The following is a 19,238-nucleotide window of genomic DNA, read 5'->3' on the forward strand; positions in this document are numbered from 1 at the left end:
CGTCCGCATGACAGTGCACCGTGACCTGAACTACCATTCCGAGCAGGGCAGTTGGGGGGCTCCCAGAATTCGCACCCCCACGCGAGTGCGGGCGTGAACGCAGGTGGGAGGCCGAGGTGATCACGGAGCGGCTACACCGTTCGGAAGCCACCGGGCAGTCCGAGTCGGAAGTCCTGGAGCTGCGCCGCGCGCATGCGCCCACCGACGTCAGCGGCAACCCGCACACCGAGGAGCGCGCCGGAGTCCCGCCCCACGCCGTGGCCGCCGCCCTCTCGATCGCGCCGCAGGACGAGATGGACAATCTGCCGCAGAGTGCGACCGAGGTCTTCGTCGGCCGCTCCGACGACCTGGTGAGCATCCGGCGGGCGCTCGGCGCGGGCGAGGGCGTCATCACCCAGCCGCAGACCCTGCACGGGCTCGGCGGCGTCGGAAAGACCGCGCTCGCACTGCGGTACGCACTGACGCACCGTCACGACTACACCGTCATCTGGTGGATCGTCGCCGACAGCCGCGAGCAGGTGGACGCCGCCCTCGCCGACCTCGCCGTCTTCCTCCACCCCGGCTGGGCGCTCACCGCCCTGCCGAAGCAGCAGACGGAATGGGCCCTGCTGTGGCTGCAGGCGCACAGCGGCTGGCTCCTGGTCTTCGACAACGCCGAGGCGCCCGCCGATCTGAATCCCTACCTCGGACGGCTGCACGGCCACGGGCACCAGCTCGTGACCAGCCGCCGCGCCGACGGCTGGCACACCAGCGCCCAGCCGCTCCCCCTCGACGTCCTGGCCTCCGAGTCGTCGGTGAACCTGCTGTGCGGACTTGCCCTGTCCCAGGCCGACCGGCGGGAGCCGACGCCCGAAGAGCGGCGGCAGGCAGCCGAACTGGCCGTCGAGCTGGGGCACTTACCGCTGGCGCTGGCGCAGGCCGGTGCCTATCTGCGACAGACCGGTACGTCCTTCGCCGCCTACCGCGCCCTCCTGCGGGAAGATCCCGCCACGGTGCTCGACACCACCGCGGAGACCGGCGACGCCACCCGTACGATCGCCCGCATCTGGCGGGCCACCCTGCGCGCCGTCGACCGGACCGACCCGTCGGCCGCCACGCTGCTGCACACCCTGGCCTGGTACGCGCCCGAGGCGGTGCCGCGCCACGCGCTCGCCGCGCTCGCGGACGTCCGCGTCGACGCCGCGCTGCGGCTGCTCGCCGACTACAACATGATCACGCTCACCGAGGACACCGTCACGGTGCACCGGCTCGTGCAGACCGTGCTGCGCACCCCCGACCTGACGGCGGGTTCCGCCGCGCGGACGGGCCGCGCTTGGGCCGAGGCCGTCATGGCCCGTGCGCTGCCCGAAGGACCGCGCGCCGAGCGGGAGGTGCAGGCCCGCTGGCAGGAACTGCTGCCCCACATCCAGGCGTTGGCCGCCACCCGCCCCGTCGGCGTACAGCCCGAAGAAGCCACCGTCCGGCTGTACGAGCGGGCGGCGCGGGAACTGGTCGAGCGCGACCAGAAGGTCCTCGCCGTCCCCCTGCTGGAGGCCGTGGTCGACGGGCTCGTCCTGCTGCACGGGAACGACCACCCGGACACCCTCGACAGCCGTGACGCCCTCGCCGACGCGCAGAGCAGGGACGGCGACCCGCACCGGGCGGTGGCGCTCTGCCGCGAGCTCATCGCCGACCGCGGCCGGGTGTTCGGCCCCGACCACCCGACCACGCTGGCCAGCCGCCACACGTACGCGCACGCGCTGCGGAAGGCGGGTGACCATCAGTCGGCGGTCCAGGAGTTCGAGGCGGTCGCGGCGGACCGGGCCCGGGCCCTCGGTCCGGAGCACCGGGACACGCTCGGCAGCCGCGACGGCCTCGCCTACGCGCACCAGACGGCCGGAGCCCACCAGGCCGCCGTCCAGGAGTACGAGGCCGTGGTCGCCGACCGGACACGGCTCTTCGGCGCCGACGATCCCTCCACGCTCACCAGCCGCAACAGCCTCGCCTACGCCTGCCGTGCCGCGGGCGACCACCGGCGCGCCCTAGCCCTCTACGAGGCGGCGATCGCGGACCGCACCCGCGTGCTGGGACCCGACCACCCGGACACGCTGACCAGCCGCGGCTGGCTGGCCCATGCCCAGCGGGTGGCCAGGGACCACCGCGCGGCCGTGGACGGTTTCGGGGCCATCGTGGCGGACCGCACGCGGCTGCAGGGGAGCGACCACCCCGACACCTTCGACAGCCGGGGCGATCTCGCGTACGCACGCCAGAGCGCCGGTGATCCGGCCGCCGCCGTACGGGAACTGAGCCTCCTCGTCACGGACCGCTCGCGCGTCCAGGGCGCCGACCACCCCGCGACGCTCGACGGCCGCGAGGACCTGGCGCTCGCCTGCCGGGCCATGGGGGACCACCGGCGGGCGATCGACCTCTACGAGTCCGTGCTGGCGGACCGGGTCCGTGTCCAGGGCCCGTCCCACCCGGCGACCCTGGACTGCCGGGACGACCTCGCCTTCACCTGTTCGTCGGCCGGGGAGCACGCCCGCGCCGTCCGGCTCTTCCAGGCCCTGGTGTCGCGGCACACCCGGACCCGGGGTCCCCGGCACCCGGCCACGCTCAAGGCGCGTGAGAACGTGGCCTACGCCTACCGCGCCGCGGGCGACCACGCACGGGCCATCGCCTGGTGCGAGCCCGTCGTCGCGGACTCCACCGAGCTGCTGGGCCCCGAGCACCCCGCCACCCTGTCGAGCCGCGAGCAGCTGGCGATCGTCCGGCGGCTGGCGCAGCAGTACCCCGTCGCCGTCGCGGAGTTCGCCTCCCTCCTCCAGGACCGCACCCGCATCCAGGGGCCCGATCATCCCGACACCCTGGGCGCCCGCATCGACCTCGCCTACGCCCACGACCTCGCGGGTGACAGGGAGAGCGCTGTGCGCGGCTTCGAGGAGCTGCTCGCGGACCACGTCCGCCTGTACGGTCCCGACCACCTCGACGTGCTGAACATCCGGAGCTGGCTGGCCCTCACCTGCCGCCACGCGGAAGCGCACCGGCGGGCCATCGAGCTGTACGAGGAACTCGTCGAGGACCGCGTCCGCATCCACGGCCCGCACCACCCCGAGGTCCTCACGGCCCGTTACTCCCTCGCCCTCGCCTGGGACGTCGAGGGCGATCACCGCCGGGCGGCCGAACTGCTCGGGGAGGTGGTCGCGGAGCGTACCGCGGTGCTGGGCGCGGACCACGACGACGTGCTCGCCACGCGCGGCAGTCTGGCCGACGCCGTCAAGGGAACCGGGGACCACCAGCGTGCGATCGCCCTGTACGAGCAGCTCCTCGACGACTACGTACGCGTCTGCGGACCGGACCACCTCAACACCCTGATCTGCCGCAACGACCTCGGCTTCGCGCACTTGTCGGCCGGGCGGGGCGCGGCGGCGGTGCGGGAGATGGAGGCGCTGGTCGCCGACCGCACCCGCATCCAGGGCCCCGACCACCCCGCGACCCTGACGAGCCGGGCCAACCTGGCCCACGCCTGCCGCGACACGGGCGACCACACCCGCGCCCTCCGCCTCTGCGAAGAGCTCGTCACCGACAGCGTCCGGGTGCACGGCCCGGACCACCCCGCCACCTTCACCCGGCGCCGGGAGCTCGCCCGTGCCTGCGGCGCGGCGCGGCAGCACGCCCGTGGCGTGCGGCTCTACGAAGAACTACGGGACGACCAGCACCGCGTGCACGGTCCGGAGCACGCGGCCACGCTCCTCACCCGGGAACTCCTGGTGGGCCTCCGGCTGGCCGAGCGGCTGCACCACGACGCCCTGCGGGAGATCGACGCCCTCGTAGCGGACCGCACCCGGATCTACGGCCCGTCCCACAGGACCACGCTGATCAGCCGGTCCAACGCCGCTTACATCTGTCTGTGCGCGGGGGAACACCACCGTGCGGTGTCCCTCTACGAAGAGCTCGTCGCCGACCGCACCGTGATCCACGGTCAGGAACATCCGGTGGTGCTCGACACACGCGGGGACCTGGCCGACGCCGTCCGCGCGGCCGGGGACCACCGGCGTGCGATCCCCCTGTACGAGGCGCTCCTCGACGACTACGTACGCGTCTGCGGACCGGACCACCTCGACACCCTGGCCTGCCGCAACGAACTCGGCTACGCGCGCCAGCTGGCCGGGCAACGCCTCGTGGCGCTGCGGGAGATGGAGGCGCTCGTCGCCGACCGCACCCGCATCCAGGGCCCCGACCACACCGCGACCCTGACGAGCCGGGCCAACCTGGCCTACGCCTGCCGGGACACGGGCGACCACGCCCGCGCCGTCCGCCTCTACGAAGAGCTCGTCACCGACAGCGTCCGGTTGCGCGGTCCGGATGATCCCGTCGTCTTCGGCAGGCGCGAGAACCTCGCCTATACGCACAGCTTCGCCGGTGCCCACGACTCCGCCATCGCCCAGCACGAAGCCCTGACCGCGGACCGTGCCAGGGTGCTCGGCCCCGATCATCCGGACACCCTCGGCACCAGGCGGTGGCTCGCCTGGTCCTGCGGCCAGGCCGGGTACTACTCACGGGCCGTCTCCGTGTACGAGGCAGCGCTCGCGGACCTCACCCGTGTGCAGGGACCGGACCACATCGACACGTTGTCCTGCCGCGACGACCTCGCCTACGCACGGCAACTGGCCGGACAGCACACCGCGGCGCTGCGGGATCTGGAGGCGCTGGTCGCCGACCGCACCCGCATCCAGGGCCCCGACCACCCCGCGGTCCTGAACAGCCGGGCAGAACTGGCCCACACCTGCCGCGGCGCGGGCGACCATGTCCGCGCCGTGCGGCTCTACCAGGAGCTCGCCGCCGACCGGTCACGCGTACAGGGTCCGGATCACGGCCACACCCTGTTCGCCCGCGTCTCGCTCGCCCTGGCATCGCTGCCCGTCCGTTCCGCCGAACACGTGATCGCCCTCAGCGAGGCGCTCCTCGCCGATCACGTCCGGCTGTTCGGGGCCGACCACACGACGACCCTCGCCTGTCGCGACCGTCTGGCCTACGCCTGGCTTCGGGCCGGTGACAGCCGCCGTGCGATCGACCTCTTCGAGGCCGTCATCGCCGACCGCTCCCGGATCCTGGGCCTCGGCCACCCGGACACCGCGGCCGGTGTCGCCGCCGCCCACGAGCGGGGCAGGGACGCCCTGCCGACCATGGCGACGTACTGGAAGCGGCTGCAGGACCGCACGCACCCCACCGCCATCGACGCGCTCGCGCAGGCGTACGGCGAGGCGGGGGACCACGATCGTTCGGCGGCGCTGTACGAAGCGGTGGCCCACGGGCGGGAGCAGGTCCTCGGCGAGGCGCACCCCGCCACCCTCGACAGCCGCACCGGAGCGGTCTTCGCGCGGGCCGCGGCGGGCGACGTGCAGGGTGCCTCCGCCGACGGCGCGCGGCTCCTCGCCGACGTGGAGCGGCTGCTCGGGCCCGACCATCCGCGGGCCCACGACCTGCGTCGGCGCATGACGGGGCTGCTGCCCACGTGGGCGCTGCGGCTGCGGCTCCTCGACGACGAGGTGCGGGCGGGCGAGACGGTGCACATCGAGGTCCGCATCGAGCAGTCCGGGCACGGCACGCCCACCGCCTCGGAGTTGCCCCTGGACGACCCCGAACTCCCCCTCGACGCACCGGAGCTCCCCCCGCTCCTCCTGGTCGTCGCGGCCCGCTCGGGCGCCACGGTCGAGCCGCCCCTCGCGGAGTACTCGGCCGGGGACGAACCCGCGGTCTTCGCGTTCACGGCGCCGGAACCGGGCACGCACCGCCTGCGGTTCACCGTGTACGACCGCGATGTCGGCGTGGTCCTCCAGGACGTGGAGACCAGCATCGACGTCGTGGCAGGCACCCCTTCTCTTGTCAGTGAGGCCCCCGGTCCCAGGAGGAACTGAGCAGGTGTCCAAAGAGCTCGTGGCGGACGTCATCCAGAATCCCTCGCTCGACTTCACTGCGCTTCCGCCGCGTCAGCGTCGTCCTCAGAGCCCGGCCCGTACGAAGGAACCCCTCGACCTGGTGGTGATGCTCCGCCAGCACGGCGACCGCCTGCACATCGCCGCCATCGCCCCCGGGCAACGCACCCCGAAGAACGGGACACCGCACGCGTACCTCACCGTCACCGCGGGCGACATGCTGCAGAAGGCGGCGCGGCTGCGCACGGTCTGGCGCGACCGGCTGGTGCACCACCAGCCGTGCGACGCGGAGGGCATGCCGCTGAACGGCCACCCCTTCAGCGACGTGGTCAATCTGTCCGCGCACGCAGCGCCCTCGCGGCGGCTGACGGACGATCTCGCCGACGAGGGGCAGCACCTCCTGGAGGAGCTGCTCGCGGGTACGGACGAGCAGATCTCCTCGTTCCGGGCCTTCCTCACGGACGTGCTCGCGGGCGAGGAAGGGCTGCGCATCACCTTCGACTCGGACCTGCACCTGCCCTGGCCGATGCTCGCCGTGGAACTGCCCGGCGACGCCGAGCCGCGGCACGGCTTCCTCGGCTACCGGCACCAGGTCGAGCAGACCGGCGCATCGGCCTACCCGGCCGCAGCCCCCGCCTCCGCCGTCGGCCAGCACTTCCCCGTGACCAGCCTCAACACCGACTCCACGCTCGACAACGTCGGCCGGGCCGCGGACGTCCGCAAGCTGCTGGAGGAGCGTTCCCAACTCACCGTGCGCACCGAGTCGGAGACCCTGCTCGACGATCTCGCCGCTCCCCTGCTGAACGACGACGTCATGTACTTCTGGTGCCACGGCGCGTTCGTCGAGAACGGTTCGCCCCATCCCCATCTGGCGGTCCGGCTCTCCGACGACCGGCCCATAGACGCCGACCTGGTCATGCGCAAACGCCGTCGGCACCGGGGCTCCGCCGACGCGGTCTTCCACCCCTTCGTCCTGCTCAACGCCTGCCACACCGGGCAGACGGCGCCGGAGCCCGGACTCAAGCACCTCGGCGGGGTCCTGGTGAACCTCGGGGCGGACGGGGTGCTCGGCCCGCAGATAGAAATACCCCAGCTCTTCGCCTCCGAGTACGCCTTCGCCTTCCTGGACCGCTATCTCGGCGGCGACAGCACGGCGGGAGAGATCGCGATGGCGCTCGCCCGCGAGTACGCCGACGACTTCCACAATCCGCTGGCGCTGGCCTACTCGCTGTACTGCGGCATCGACAGCAGGCTGGAGACGGCTCTGTGAGGGCCAAGAGGTCCGCGGCCCGTGCGGGCGCACCCGTGTCCACGACCGTCGTCCGCCTCGACGACAAGGGGCGGCTGTGCGCGCCCGGTTCCGACGCCCCCGTCCGTCCGGACCGGCTCTCCGAGCACCTCGCCCGGCTGCTCCGCATCCCTGACCGGGCGACCGACATCTACGTCTACGTGCACGGCTGGCAGACCGAGCCGGGCAGCGCCGTCCGCAGCGCGGGCCGACTGCTCCGGCAGGCCAAGGAGCTGGCCGCGGCCCGGCCCGAGGCGTACGCGGGACTGGCCGACGGATACCGGCCCTGGGTGGTCGTCGTCTGCTGGCCGTCCTCCAGCCTGCCGACGCTGGCCGGTTACCGCCGCATCCGCGACCGTGCCCACGCGATGAGCGCGCCGGGCACCGGCCATGCCGCTCATGTCCTCGGCCATCTGCTCGGCTATCTGGACGAGAAGCGGGCCGATCCCGCCGACCCCGAGGTGCTGGCCAACCGCCACGGCCAGTACCTGCATCTGGTCGGGCACTCCTTCGGCGGGCGGTTCCTGTGCGAGGCGGTGCAGTGGGCCGCCTCGCCGCCCCGCGGGCCGCGGGTGCTCGGCTGGAGCGGCGCCGCGGACCCGCTGCGGCCCTTCACGGTGGACAGCGCCCTCGTCTTCCAGATGGCCGCGCCGCGCAACAGCTTCGACGAGCTGTTTCCCGCGCTGTTCCCGCGCGACGGCCGCCCCGCCGCTCCGCTGCGCGGGCCGCTGACCCTGACCCACTCCCGCTGGGACCGCGCCACCGGCTTCTGGCATCTGCGGGCGGAGGCGGCTCCCGGCATCGGCCACTCCGGGGTGGGCACCGCGCCCGTGCCGCAGTACTCCACCCGCCTGCTCACGGTCGAGGAGCCGTACGCCCTGGACGTCCTCGACCATCGCATCGTCAACGTGGACGCGGGGTGGCGGTTCCGCGGCGGGCGGGCGGGTCGGCTGCTTCCTGCCGGGGCGCATTCGGACTTCCACCATCCCGAGTCCGCGCACCTCCTGCTCAGCCTCTCCGCCCTCTCGCGGTGACCGGCTCGGGCCCGCCTCAGAAGGCAGGGCGGGTTCTCACCGCACCACGACGTTGTCCGCGGCCGAAGTCGACGGTCCGGTGGTGGTGTTGCCGTAGTACGCCCAGCGCCACGCGCCCGTCTTGGACGCCTTCACGGTCGTCCTGAGACTGCCCGAGCCGTTGGCGTGCACCTTCTTCACCGTGGTGTACGAGGTGGCTCCACTGGGCTTGAACTGCAGGCTCACCAGGCGGCTTCCGTAGGCGGCGTACTTCCTCGTCTCCCAGTTGGCCCGCGTCACCTTGCCGGTCACGGTGAGGGTCTTGCCCTTGGCCACCGGCTCGGGCGCGGCGTTCACACTCAGGCGGGAGTTGCGCTTGACGTAGGCGGTCAGGCCCTTGTCGTCCGTGTCACCGCCGCCGCCCTTGAAGGACACCTCGGCCGCGACCTTCCAGGCTCCGGCCTCGCTGTTGCGCATGTCCCACACGCTGGGGTCGAAGTACATCGTCTCGTTGAAGTCACAGACGCCCGGGCCCGCCTCGTGGCAGTCGCTCGTCTCGACGGCGTGCCACAGCCGCTCCCCCGTATTGCCGCGGTACAGGAACACCGCAGGCCACTTCCACTTGTGGGTGGTCGTCATCCGGAAGGAGGTGGGCACCGCGACCTCTTTGGACACCCCGATCACGATCGGCTTGCCGCTGTTCACCTTGACGCGGGTGAAGGAGACCCCGCCCTCGGCCGCCCCGGCCGGCACCGCGGCCATGCCCGTGAACACCGCCGCCGCGCCACCGGCCACGACGGCTCTCCAGACCTTCTTGCCCACCTGATCTCCGATCTCTGTACTGAAAGGCACCGGAGAGCCCTCCTCCGGCGCCTTTCAGACAGCCGGAGTCCATACGGGGTTGCGCACCCGTGGATCACGATCGGGCATCAGGGGACAGGGCGGTAGTGCGTCGTCAGGCGGCCCGTGCCGTCCAGGACGTGGAAGGCGACGGCCGGGGGCAGGTCGTGGTGGACGTGGTGGGACGGGTGGGCCTGGGCTTCCCAGGGGAGGCGGAGCGTGGAGACCACGCCGGGGGCCACCAGGAGGGGGCGGTCCGCGAACGTCGTCGCCGCGGGGGTGTGGGCGTGGCCCGCGAGGAACGCCGTGACGTTCGGGTGGCGTGCCGTCAGGTCGGCCAGGCGGTGCTCGTCGAGCTGGCGGATGCCGTCCACGTAGGGCGTGTGCAGCGGGACCGGCGGGTGGTGGAAGCCGATCAGGACCGGGCGTGCGGGCGGGGTGTCGGCGAGGAGGGCGGACAGCCACTCCAGGGTCTCGTCCGCCAGCCTCCCGTGGTCCTCGCCGGGCACCGAGGTGTCGCACAGGGCCAGGGTGAAGCGGTCCGTGACGTGTGCGGTGTTGACCGGGGCCGTGTTCGGGGGTTCGCCGAGCAGGTGCTCGCGGAACGCGGCGCGCTCGTCGTGGTTGCCGGGGCAGGTCAGCAGCGGGTGACGGGTCGTCAGAAGCTTGCGGGCCGCCTCGTACTCGGACGGGGTGGCGTGGTTGGCGATGTCACCGGTGGCGATGACGGCGTCCAGGTCGTACGGGAGGCCGTTCAGGTACTCCATGACGGCCCGGGTGCGGTCGACGCTGCGGCCGCCGTCCGCCGTGCCAGTGTCGATGTGGGTGTCGCTCAGGTGCGCGATCACCGATATCGGTGACGTCGTCGGCACGGCCGGTGTCTCTGGCATCGGTGTCTCTGGCATCGCTGCGGGCCTTCCTGCTTGCGGTTCCTCAAGGGCCAGGTATTGGGGTCCTTCGGTGAACCTATGGGCGTCGGCAGGCCCCCGTTAAGGGCCATTCGTACGCGTCTGGCCTGGTCCCGCCGCTCAGCCCCGCAGGAACCGCACCGACGGCCGCCCGCCCACCGGGCCGCTCCCCGGCCCGTCGCCGCCTTCCCCCGGTGTCACCACCGCCCGCACCCCGTACACCTCCGCGATCAGCTTCTCCGTGATGACCTCGGCAGGGGTGCCCGACGCGTACGCCACGCCCTCCTTGAGGATCAGCAGATGGTCGCAGAACATCGCTGCCAGGTTGAGGTCGTGCAGGGCGATCACGCTGGTGACGGGGAGCTCCGCCACCAGGGACAGCAGGTCCAACTGGTGCTGGATGTCCAGGTGGTTGGTGGGCTCGTCCAGGAGGAGCTCGCGGGGTTCCTGTGCCAGGGCGCGGGCGATCTGGACGCGCTGGCGCTCGCCGCCGGAGAGGGTGTGCCAGGCCTGGGCGGCGCGTTCGGCGAGGCCGGTGCGCGCGAGGGCCTCGCGCACGGCTCGCTCGTCGTGGGGCGTGGGGGTCGACCAGGCGCGGCGGTACGGGATGCGGCCGAGGCGTACGACGTCCCGTACGGAGAGTTCGACCTGCGTCGCGGCGTGCTGCTCGACCACGGCGATCCGGCGGGCCACCGCGCGGCGGCCCGTGTCGGGGAGGGTGCGGCCGTCCAGGGTGACCACGCCGGAGGCCGGGGCGAGGACGCCCGCGAGGATGCGCAGGAGCGTGGACTTGCCGGATCCGTTGGGGCCGAGGAGCCCCACGGTGGCGCCGCCGGGCGGGGCGAGGCTCACGCCGTCGACGACGAGCCGACCGCCCGCCTCCCTGCTGACGCGGTCGGCGCGCAGGCCCGGAGCGTTGCTCGGAGAGGTCGTCACGTCGTCCTCCGCGTCCGGTACAGCACCGCCACGAACGCCGGTACGCCGATGAGTGAGGTCACCACGCCGACTGGGACCTCCTGCGGGTCTAGGGCCGTGCGGGCCAGCGTGTCCACCCAGACCAGGAAGACCGCCCCGGCGAGCGCCGTGACCGGGAGCAGTCTGGCGTGGCCGGAGCCGACGACCGCGCGGGCCGCGTGCGGCAGGACCAGGCCGACGAAGCCGATGGCGCCCGCCGAGCTGACCAGGGCCGCCGTGAGCAGCGCCGTCGTGCAGAGCAGGACGAGGCGGGTGCGGGCCACCCGGACGCCGAGCGCCGCCGCGGCCTCCGGGCCGAACGCGAAGGCGTCCAGCGTGCGGGCGTGGCCGAGGCAGATGACCAGCGCCGCCACGAGCACCGCGCCGCACAGCCACACGTCCGTCCAGCCGACCCCGCTGAGCGAGCCCAGGAGCCAGAACAGCACGCCGCGCGTCGTCTCCGCGTCGCCCGCCGTGAGGACGACGAACGACGTCAGCGCGGAGAAGAGCTGCATGGCCGCGACGCCGGACAGCACGACCCGGTCCGTGGTGTCGCCGAGGGTGTGGCTCAGGAGCAGCACGAGGGCGAAGGAGCAGAGGGCGCCCGCGAAGGCGCCCGCAGAGACCGACACCACTCCCCCGCCGACCCCTAGGACGACGACCGCGACCGCTCCCGTGGAAGCCCCGGACGACACCCCGAGCACGAAGGGGTCGGCGAGGGGGTTGCGGAGCAGGGACTGCATGACCGCACCGCAGACCGCGAGGCCCGCGCCGCAGACGGCGGCGAGCACGGTGCGTGGCATCCGCAGGTTCCAGACGATGCCGTCCCTGATCGGGGTGAGCGGGCTCTCGCCCCAGCCGAGGTGGGCGGCGACGGTCGACCACACGTCGGACACGGAGATCTCCGCGGGGCCGATGGTGACGGCCACGGAGACGGAGAGGAGGAGCGCGGCGACCCCGGCGAGCCACAGCAGCCCCTGCCGCACGCGGGCGGGGGCGGCGCCGGGGGCGGGGGCGGCGCCGGGGACCGTGCCCGTGTCCGGCGCGGCCTCCGTCACTTGACGAGTCCGAACTTCCGCAGCCCGGCGGCCACTTGCTCGATGCCGTCGACCGTGCGGATCGTGGGGTTCATGGCCTGGCCGCTGAGCAGGACGTACCGCTTCTTCTTCACGGCCGTGAGGTTCTTGGTCGCCGGGTTGGACTCCAGGAACTTGATCTTCGCCGCGGCGCTCTCCGCGGACTGCGACTTGCGGGTGAGGTCGCCGATGACGAGGACGTCGGGGTCGCGGTCGGCGACGGTCTCCCAGTTGATCTGGGGCCATTCCTCGTGGGTGTCGTCGAAGACGTTCTTCGCGCCGAGTTCGCGGGTGATGATGCCGGGGGCGCCGCAGCAGCCCGCCATGTACGGGGCGTCGGAGTTGGCGAACCAGTACATGAGCTTGGTGCCGGAGGCGGCGGAGGTGGCGGCATTGATGTCCTTCGTGGCCTTGCCGACCCGCCGCTTCATGTCGGCGATCAGCTTCTCGCCGCGCTTCTCGACGTGGAAGACCTTCGCCAGGTCGCGCACCTCGCCGTAGACGGTGTCCATGGTGAGGGTCTTGACGCGCTTGCCGTCGCCACCGCCGTCGTTGTCCTTGCCCGCGCAGTCGGTGGGCGAGACGTAGACGGGCACGCCGAGCTCGTCGAACTTCGCGCGGTCGGCGACGCCGCCCTTGCCCACCGTGTAGAGGAAGGAGGCGCTGACGAAGTCCGGCTCCTTGGAGAGGACCTTCTCCAGGGACGGGTAGCGGTCGGCGAGCCGCTCCACCTTCGCGTTGTCCTTCGCCAGGTTCTTCAGGACCGGGTCGGTCCAGGTGCCGGTGCCCACCATGCGGTCGGCGAGGCCGAGGGAGAGCAGGATCTCCGTGGAGCCCTGGTCGAGGGAGACGGCCCGCTGCGGGGGCGCCCCGACCTTCGCGTCCTTGCCGCAGGAGGTGACCGTGACCGGGTAGCCCTCGGTGCTCTTCTGCCCGGACTGCGATGTCTTCTGCGCGGAGCCGCCGCACGCGGTGAGCGCGAACAGGCAGGCACAGAGGAGGGCGGATATACGGGCTGTCGAGGACACGTGATCCCTTGAGTGTCACGGCTCATACGCGGAGCCTGGCCTGCGTCGTGACCTCCGCCGCCGGGTGAGCGGGGAGGGCGCCAGCAGGTCTTCGGACTCGGGGATCGGCCGGGCGGGGCGCCTTCCCGGGCGTCCTGTGACGCCCAGTGGCCGTGGCCCCGCCCGTCCCCCTCACCGCTGCGCGTCAGCTCCGGATTCGCACCGGATTCCCTGGCCCAGGTGTGGGTTTGACTGGCTTGCGCAAGTTATCACGCGACTTCACGCGGTCGGCCCGGGCGTCGTCGCGGTGGTCGGCGCGGGCCTGGGCTCGCCCCGGTACGTGCCGAAGGACCAGCGGTTGCCCTCCGGATCCTCGATGCCGAATTCACGGCTTCCGTAGGGCTTGTCCTCGATCTCGCTGATGACCTTCACGCCTGCCTCGGCGAGCCTGCGGTACAGGTCGTCCACGTGGTCGGTGACGACATAGGCGCCCGCGGTGCCGGGCCTGCCGCAGGTCGCTTCGTTGGCCGGGCCGTACGAGCCGAGCATGACCCCACCGCCCTCGGGCCAGTCGAGCTGGGCGTGGGCGACACGGCCCTCGTCCTCGTAGACGGCGGTGCGCAGGAAGCCGACGGTGCCGACGAGGAAGTCGATCAGGGCGGGGGCGTCCTGGGCCTGGAGGCCCGGCCAGACGGCCGGGGCGGGCGTGCTGAGCTGCTGTTCTTGCGTGGTGTTCGTGGTGTTCGTGGTGTTCGTGGTGATGTCCATGCCCCTACTCTTCGCCCCGGCCGTGCGCCCCGGCTTGGATATTCCGGCACTCTTCGGCCAGCCAGCGGGTGGGGGTCTCGCCGGTGTACTGCCGGAAGTCGCGTACGAGGTGGGAGTGGTCGTAGTACCCGGTGTCGGCCGCGACCCCGGCCAGGTCCGGCGGGGCGCCCGCCGCGACGGCGCGGGCCACGGTGGCCTTGGCGTGCTGGAAGCGCATCAGGCGGGCGGCCTGCTTGGGGGTGAGCCCCGTCTCGGCGCGGAACAGCGCGGTCAGCCTGCGCTCGCTGAGCGCGACGTGCCGGGAGAGGCCGCCGAGGGTGCCCGCGCCCCGGTGCCTGGCCAGCCACGCCCAGGCTTCCGCCACCTCGGGGCGGACGGATGCGGCGGCGCGGTCCGTGGCCGCGCGCCGCCTCAGATAGGCCGACAGGAGGGCGAAGCGGTCCTCCCAGCGGTCCAGCTCGCACAGCCGCTCGCGGATCTCCGCGGCCGGGTCGCCGAGCACGTCCGTGCCGCCGACGACGAGCTGCCCGGTGAGCCCGGCAGCGGGCAGGCCGAGGAGGGCGCGGGCCGCGAGGGGATGCACGGCGAGCTGGATGCCCGCCTCGTGCTCGGGCTGGACGACGTACGCGGGGCTCTGGTGCAGGCCGCCCACGATGATGTCGGTGCGCGTCGCGTCCGGTCCCGTCGCCCGGTCCGGGGTGCTGCCGGTGGCGATGGTCCCGTCCAGGGAGAAGATCACCGTCAGATACGGCGAAGGGAGCCCCCGGTGCAGCCCTGGCCGCTGCCCCGCGGTGCGGTAGCCGACCGCGGAGACGACCATGCCGTCGAGCCGTGGGGCGGCGCGGACGAACTCACGGGAGTCCATGGACCCAGTATGCGCGGAGGGCCCAGTATGCGCGGAACCCCTCCGCTACCCCTGTTCACCCGCCCCATGCCACCGCGCCACGGTGACTTCGATCATGGGAAATGTCCCTGCCGCCCCATAGCATTGCGCGCCGCTCCGGTCGGGGCCGCACATCGCTCGCAGGGAACGGCAGGGACGTAGAGACATGGCAGTACGGGCAAAGAGCAAGCTGGCCGTCATCGGCACCACGGGCGCGCTGGCCGCCGCCGTTCTCGCGGGCAGCGCCCTGTGGCCGACGGACGAGGCGAACGCCGCCGACACCTCGGCGGCCACCGCCCGTGAGCTGTCGCACTGGCCGAAGCCGGTCGCCAAGAAGCTCGGCAAGGTCATCGCGAAGAACGACCACAAGGGCGCGTACGCCGTCTTCGACGCGGACAACACGACGTACCGCAACGACCTCGAGGAGTCGCTGCTCCCCTTCCTGGAGATGAAGGGCGTCCTGACCCGCAAGACCATGGACCCGTCCCTGAAGATCATCCCCTTCAAGGACAAGGCCGGGCACAAGGAGAGCCTCTACAGCTACTACAACCGGCTGTGCGAGGTGGACGACCAGGTCTGTTACCCCTGGGCCGCGCAGATCTTCTCCGGCTTCACGCTGAAGGAGCTCAAGGGGTACGTCGACGAGCTCCTGGCGTACAAGAAGCCGATCCCCGCCGAGTACTTCGAGGGCGGCAAGCCGACGAAGACCGAGGTGAAGCCGCCGGAGTTCTCGCGCGGCATGCAGCAGCTCTACAAGACGCTGCAGGCGCACGGCATCGAGGTGTACGTCGTCAGCGCGGCCAGCGAGGATCTGGTGCGCATGGTCCTCGCCGACCCGAAGTACGGCTACGGCGTGAAGCCGCAGAACGTCATCGGCGTCGCCATGCAGCTCAAGGACCGCAAGACGGGTGAGGTCACCAGCTCCCGCAAGGAGATCGCCGAGGGCCGCTTCGGCGAGAAGGACCGCGCGAAGCTCGCGAAGCGCGAGCTGACGCCGAACCTGTGGGCGCCGCTGACCTGGTACGAGGGCAAGCCCGCGGCGATCAACACCTACATCGACGAGTGGCAGAAGCCGATCCTCGCCGCCGGTGACACCCCGGCCAGCGACGGCCCGATGCTGTTCCACTCCGCGGACGTGGCGCACGGCGGCGTGCGGGTCTGGGTCAACCGCAAGGACTCGTACATGAAGCAGCTCGACGGGATGAAGAAGAAGAACGCGGAGCGGCAGCGGAAGCTCGGCCAGAAGGTGACCGCCGACAAGCGGTGGCTGACGGTCACGCCCGACCAGATCGGCTAGGGCCTAGCTCCCCAACGCGCGGAAGGCGTCGGCCACTCGGGTGTGGTCGGCGCCGTCCGCCAGCAGGGCGTGCAGCAGGAGTCTGGCCTTCGGCGCGTCCAGCGGCCCCGCGGAGAGCAGCCCGCGGCCGAGCATGTCGTGCTCCGAGCCCGGCCCCCGGTAGGTCTCGCTCAGCAGCGGGCCCGCGCCCGTGCGGGAGGCGAGGACGACCGGCATGCGGGCGCCGAGCGCGGCCAGCGGGTCGACGAGCCAGGTGGGGACGTGGCCCGCGCCGAACGCCGCCACGACCAGGCCGTCGAAGCGCGCGTCGACCGCTTCGAGGAGTTCGCCGCGGTCCCCGAGGGTGAGCGTGACCAGGGCTACGCGGGCGGCGCCGCGCAGGTTCAGGGGGCGGTCGGCAGGTGGTCCCGCGGGACGGAGCAGGATCCGCGGCCTGCCCTCCACGACGCGGCCGAGCGGGCCCGCGCCCGGCGACGCGAAGGCCGCGACAGATGTGGTGTGGGTCTTCCGCACGTGCCGCGCCGCGTGGATCTCGTCGGCGAGGACCACGACGACGCCGATGCCCGCGCAGCCGGGGTCGGCGGCGACGGCGAGGGCCGCTGCCAGGTTCGCGGGGCCGTCGGCGCCCGGCAGGTCGGGCCGCCGCATCGCCCCGGTCACGACGACGGGGGTGCGGGGCGCGCAGGCGAGGTCGAGGAGGAAGGCGGTCTCCTCCAGGGTGTCGGTGCCCTGCACCACCACGACGCCGTGCCCCTGGGCCGTCGCCGCGTCGACCCGCTCGGCGAGGTCGGCCACGTCCTCGACGGTCAGGGAGGAGCTGGGCAGCCTGCGGACGTCGTGGACCTCGACCTCGACGTCGGGCGGGACGGCACCGGCCGCCGCGAGGATCTCGGCGCCGGTCAGCCGCGGCGAACTGCCGCCGCCCCGCGCGGAGATGGTCCCGCCGAGGGTGAACACGGACACGGTCGTCGCCATGGTCGCCATACGCCCCATCTTCCCCCACGCACCCGGCCCGGCCGAGGATGAGCGGCATGACTCAGAACTCCCTCACCACCGCTCAGAACTCCCTCACCACCGCTCAGGACTCCGCCGCCTTCACCTTCCCCTGCGACGGCGAGACGCTCAGCTGCGCCGAGACGCTGCCCGATGCCGCGCGGGCCCCGGCGACCACGGTCGTGCTGCTGCACGGCGCGGGCTCGGGCAGCAAGACGCGGCTGGCCGCGCTCCAGGCCGACTTCGCGGCACGCGGCTGCCGGGCGCTGGCGCTCGACTTCTCCGGGCACGGCGAGAGCACGGGCGAACTGAGGGAGTTGAGCCTGCGGCGGCGGTGCGCACAGGCGGTCGCGGTGGTCGAGGAACGGGTGCCCGCCTCCGACGAGCTGATCTTCGTCGGCTTCAGCATGAGCGGGCAGACCGTGGCGGACCTGGTGGCGCACTTCGGCGCGCGGGTCACGGCCGTCGGGCTCTGCGCGCCCGCGGTGTACGCGACGGAGGCCTGGCCGCTCCCCTTCGGCGACGGCGACGGCCGCTTCACCGAGATCATCCGTACGCCGGACCGGTGGCGGGACTCGGCCGCGCTCGACGTCTACCGCGGCTTCGGCGGCCGTGCGGTGCTCGTGGTGCCCGGCACCGACGCGGTGATCCCGCCCGCGGTGACGGCCGCCGTCGCCGAGGCGCTCACCACCGGGTCACGGTTCACGCGGCTCGAACTGCCCGACGCCGACCACGCGTTGGGAGCCTGGCTGCGGGACCACGCGGAGGACAGGCGGCGGGTGGTGGACGCGCTGCTCGGGCAGAGCGGGGGCGAGCTCCGGTAAGACGGTCATACGCCCGGTGTCGCCGCGATCACGCCCGAGTCGACCGCCGCCACCAGCGTCGCGTGGTCCCGCGTGTTCTGCGCCGCATAGCGCAGCGCGAAGTCGGCCACGGCGCGGTCGAAGGTGTCGGAGCCGCCCAGATAGGCGGCTATCGCTATGCGGTCGCCGGAGCGGGCGTGCGCGCGGGCCAGGACCGTGCCGCAGAGGCGTGCGTAGGCGCGGAGTTCGGCCGGGGAGAGGGCGGCGGGGTTCACCGAGCCCTTCATGTCGCGCAGTTGGCGCCAGTAGAAGGCGCGGCCCCGGGGTCCTGTCATCCAGCCGAGGAAGATGTCGCCCGCGGCCTGCAGCAGCCGCTGGCCCGCCACCACGCGGTGCCCGGGGTGCAGATAGGGCCCGGTCGTCAGATGCTCCTCGACCACCGATCTGACCGCCTCCTTGATCTGCAGGAAGAGCGGGTCGCCCGCGTCGCGCCCGGCGAGCAGCACGACGTAGCACCGGGTGCCGACGCTGCCGACGCCGACCACCTTGCGGGCCGCGTCGACGAAGCGGTAGCGGTCCAGGAGGAGGCGGCGCTCCTCGGCGAGCGTGGAGCGGTAGTCGCCGAAGATCTTGCGCAGGGCGGCCGTGTCGGGGGCGCCCACCGGTTCGAGCAGCGGCGGGTCGTGGATGATGCGGCGCTCGCCGTCCACGACCTCGGTGAGCTTGCCGAGCGCGTGCAGGCTCGTGCGTCCGCGGGCGTGGTCGAGGCGCGCCGCCGCGCGCTTGCGGGAGCCCGCGGAACGTACGAGAGGGAGCAGGTCGTGCGCGTCGACGTGCTCGTACCAGACGGCGAGCTCCCCGAGACCGGCCAGGCGCCGCATGCCGGTGCGGTACGCGGTCACGGCGTCCTGCGCCGTGGCGCGGGCGGCGTTCTCGGTGGCCCCGTTCTCGCGGGCGGCGACGGCGGCGCTCGCGGCGAGCCGCTTGACGTCCCATTCGAAGGGGCCGGGGCAGGTCTCGTCGAAGTCGTCGAGGTCGAAGAGCAGGGAACGCTCGGGCGACGCGAACAGACCGAAGTTCGAGAGGTGGGCGTCACCGCAGAGCTGCACGCCGAGGCCGGTGTGCCGCTGGGCGGCGAGGTCGCCCGCCATGACGGCCGCGGCGCCGCGCAGGAAGGCGAAGGGGGACGCGGACATCCGGCCGTACCGGACGGGCAGCAGGTCCTGGAGCCGGTCGGCGCCCTGGCGTTCGAGGACCGACACCGGGTCCGGGCGGTCGGCGGAGGGGATCCAGGCGCCGTGGGAGGAGCGCGAGGCGCGTTTGCGGGCCGCCCTGCCCGCACGCGCGCGTGCTTCCGGGGTCGTCGCGCGCATCTCCGGGGCCGTCATGCTCGCTCCCCCTCTCGCGCTCGTGGCGGACATCGGCCGCTCCGCGCGCCGCGGTCGCCGCTGCCCTCAGCTGCAGCCAATGCGGCCACGGCCCCGTGCGCATGCCGG

Annotated in this window: 14 protein-coding genes and 1 riboswitch; of the genes, 5 read left to right on the forward strand and 9 right to left on the reverse strand. The window is 72.9% G+C overall.

Annotated features, from left to right (window positions below; all coding sequences use genetic code 11):
- The first annotated feature begins 116 nt into the window (after positions 1 to 116).
- The 3 genes from fxsT to AC068B_RS01090 are packed head-to-tail and all read left to right on the forward strand — an operon-like array spanning position 117 to position 8,234.
- Positions 117 to 5,894, forward strand: a complete 5,778-nt coding sequence (gene fxsT / locus AC068B_RS01080) for an FxSxx-COOH system tetratricopeptide repeat protein (protein ID WP_478668145.1) — start codon at positions 117 to 119, stop codon at positions 5,892 to 5,894.
- A 4-nt stretch (positions 5,895 to 5,898) separates the two neighbouring features.
- The gene (locus AC068B_RS01085; protein ID WP_478668147.1) at positions 5,899 to 7,182 is read left to right on the forward strand and encodes a CHAT domain-containing protein; all 1,284 of its coding nucleotides are present in this window, start codon (positions 5,899 to 5,901) and stop codon (positions 7,180 to 7,182) included.
- Positions 7,179 to 8,234, forward strand: a complete 1,056-nt coding sequence (locus AC068B_RS01090) for a hypothetical protein (RefSeq protein WP_478668149.1) — start codon at positions 7,179 to 7,181, stop codon at positions 8,232 to 8,234. Before AC068B_RS01085 ends, AC068B_RS01090 begins: the two co-directional genes overlap by 4 nt.
- 36 nt (positions 8,235 to 8,270) lie before the next feature.
- On the opposite strand, the gene AC068B_RS01095 is transcribed toward AC068B_RS01090, so the two are convergent.
- The 7 genes from AC068B_RS01095 to AC068B_RS01125 form a co-directional block, all read right to left on the reverse strand.
- Positions 8,271 to 9,035, reverse strand: coding sequence for a hypothetical protein (locus AC068B_RS01095; protein WP_478669197.1), 765 nt, complete (start codon positions 9,033 to 9,035; stop codon positions 8,271 to 8,273).
- Positions 9,036 to 9,142: 107 nt separating this feature from the next.
- On the reverse strand, positions 9,143 to 9,943 hold the full coding sequence (locus tag AC068B_RS01100) for a metallophosphoesterase (RefSeq protein ID WP_478668150.1): 801 nt from the start codon (positions 9,941 to 9,943) through the stop codon (positions 9,143 to 9,145).
- Positions 9,944 to 10,081: 138 nt separating this feature from the next.
- Entirely contained in the window at positions 10,082 to 10,897 is an 816-nt protein-coding gene (locus AC068B_RS01105; RefSeq protein ID WP_478668151.1) for an ABC transporter ATP-binding protein, read from the reverse strand.
- Entirely contained in the window at positions 10,894 to 11,973 is a 1,080-nt protein-coding gene (locus AC068B_RS01110; RefSeq protein WP_478668152.1) for a FecCD family ABC transporter permease, read from the reverse strand. Before AC068B_RS01110 ends, AC068B_RS01105 begins: the two co-directional genes overlap by 4 nt.
- Entirely contained in the window at positions 11,970 to 13,019 is a 1,050-nt protein-coding gene (locus AC068B_RS01115; protein ID WP_478668154.1) for an ABC transporter substrate-binding protein, read from the reverse strand. The genes AC068B_RS01110 and AC068B_RS01115 overlap by 4 nt, the downstream gene beginning before the upstream one ends.
- A gap of 65 nt (positions 13,020 to 13,084) precedes the next feature.
- Positions 13,085 to 13,270, reverse strand: a riboswitch (cobalamin riboswitch).
- Between the two features lie 7 nt (positions 13,271 to 13,277).
- Positions 13,278 to 13,766: a VOC family protein gene (locus AC068B_RS01120; RefSeq protein WP_478668155.1), complete on the reverse strand. Its 489-nt coding sequence runs from the start codon at positions 13,764 to 13,766 to the stop codon at positions 13,278 to 13,280.
- 4 nt (positions 13,767 to 13,770) lie between these two features.
- Positions 13,771 to 14,631 carry an AraC family transcriptional regulator gene (locus AC068B_RS01125; protein ID WP_478668157.1) on the reverse strand — a complete coding sequence of 287 codons (861 nt, stop codon included), beginning with the start codon at positions 14,629 to 14,631 and terminating at the stop codon, positions 13,771 to 13,773.
- A gap of 184 nt (positions 14,632 to 14,815) precedes the next feature.
- On the opposite strand from AC068B_RS01125, the gene AC068B_RS01130 reads away from it, so the two are divergent.
- Positions 14,816 to 15,946, forward strand: coding sequence for an HAD family hydrolase (locus AC068B_RS01130; RefSeq protein WP_478668158.1), 1,131 nt, complete (start codon positions 14,816 to 14,818; stop codon positions 15,944 to 15,946).
- Between the two features lie 3 nt (positions 15,947 to 15,949).
- On the opposite strand, the gene AC068B_RS01135 is transcribed toward AC068B_RS01130, so the two are convergent.
- The gene (locus AC068B_RS01135) at positions 15,950 to 16,921 is read right to left on the reverse strand and encodes an asparaginase (protein ID WP_478669198.1); all 972 of its coding nucleotides are present in this window, start codon (positions 16,919 to 16,921) and stop codon (positions 15,950 to 15,952) included.
- Between the two features lie 56 nt (positions 16,922 to 16,977).
- Here AC068B_RS01135 and AC068B_RS01140 point away from each other — a divergent pair, with 56 nt between their 5' ends.
- Entirely contained in the window at positions 16,978 to 17,763 is a 786-nt protein-coding gene (locus tag AC068B_RS01140) for an alpha/beta hydrolase (protein ID WP_478668159.1), read from the forward strand.
- A gap of 5 nt (positions 17,764 to 17,768) precedes the next feature.
- On the opposite strand, the gene AC068B_RS01145 is transcribed toward AC068B_RS01140, so the two are convergent.
- On the reverse strand, positions 17,769 to 19,130 hold the full coding sequence (locus tag AC068B_RS01145; protein WP_478668161.1) for a DUF2252 domain-containing protein: 1,362 nt from the start codon (positions 19,128 to 19,130) through the stop codon (positions 17,769 to 17,771).
- Positions 19,131 to 19,238 lie beyond the last annotated feature (108 nt).

This window comes from Streptomyces sp. NPDC042371 (assembly GCF_056437465.1).

Excerpts from the sequence above, each read along its gene's own strand:
- AC068B_RS01120 (WP_478668155.1), bottom strand. The coding sequence starts at position 13,766 with ATGGACATCACCACGAACACCACGAACACCACGAACACCACGCAAGAA.
- AC068B_RS01145 (WP_478668161.1), bottom strand. The coding sequence starts at position 19,130 with ATGACGGCCCCGGAGATGCGCGCGACGACCCCGGAAGCACGCGCGCGT.
- AC068B_RS01135 (WP_478669198.1), bottom strand. The coding sequence starts at position 16,921 with ATGGCGACGACCGTGTCCGTGTTCACCCTCGGCGGGACCATCTCCGCG.
- AC068B_RS01100 (WP_478668150.1), bottom strand. The coding sequence starts at position 9,943 with ATGCCAGAGACACCGGCCGTGCCGACGACGTCACCGATATCGGTGATC.
- AC068B_RS01140 (WP_478668159.1), top strand. The coding sequence starts at position 16,978 with ATGACTCAGAACTCCCTCACCACCGCTCAGAACTCCCTCACCACCGCT.
- AC068B_RS01130 (WP_478668158.1), top strand. The coding sequence starts at position 14,816 with ATGGCAGTACGGGCAAAGAGCAAGCTGGCCGTCATCGGCACCACGGGC.
- AC068B_RS01125 (WP_478668157.1), bottom strand. The coding sequence starts at position 14,631 with ATGGACTCCCGTGAGTTCGTCCGCGCCGCCCCACGGCTCGACGGCATG.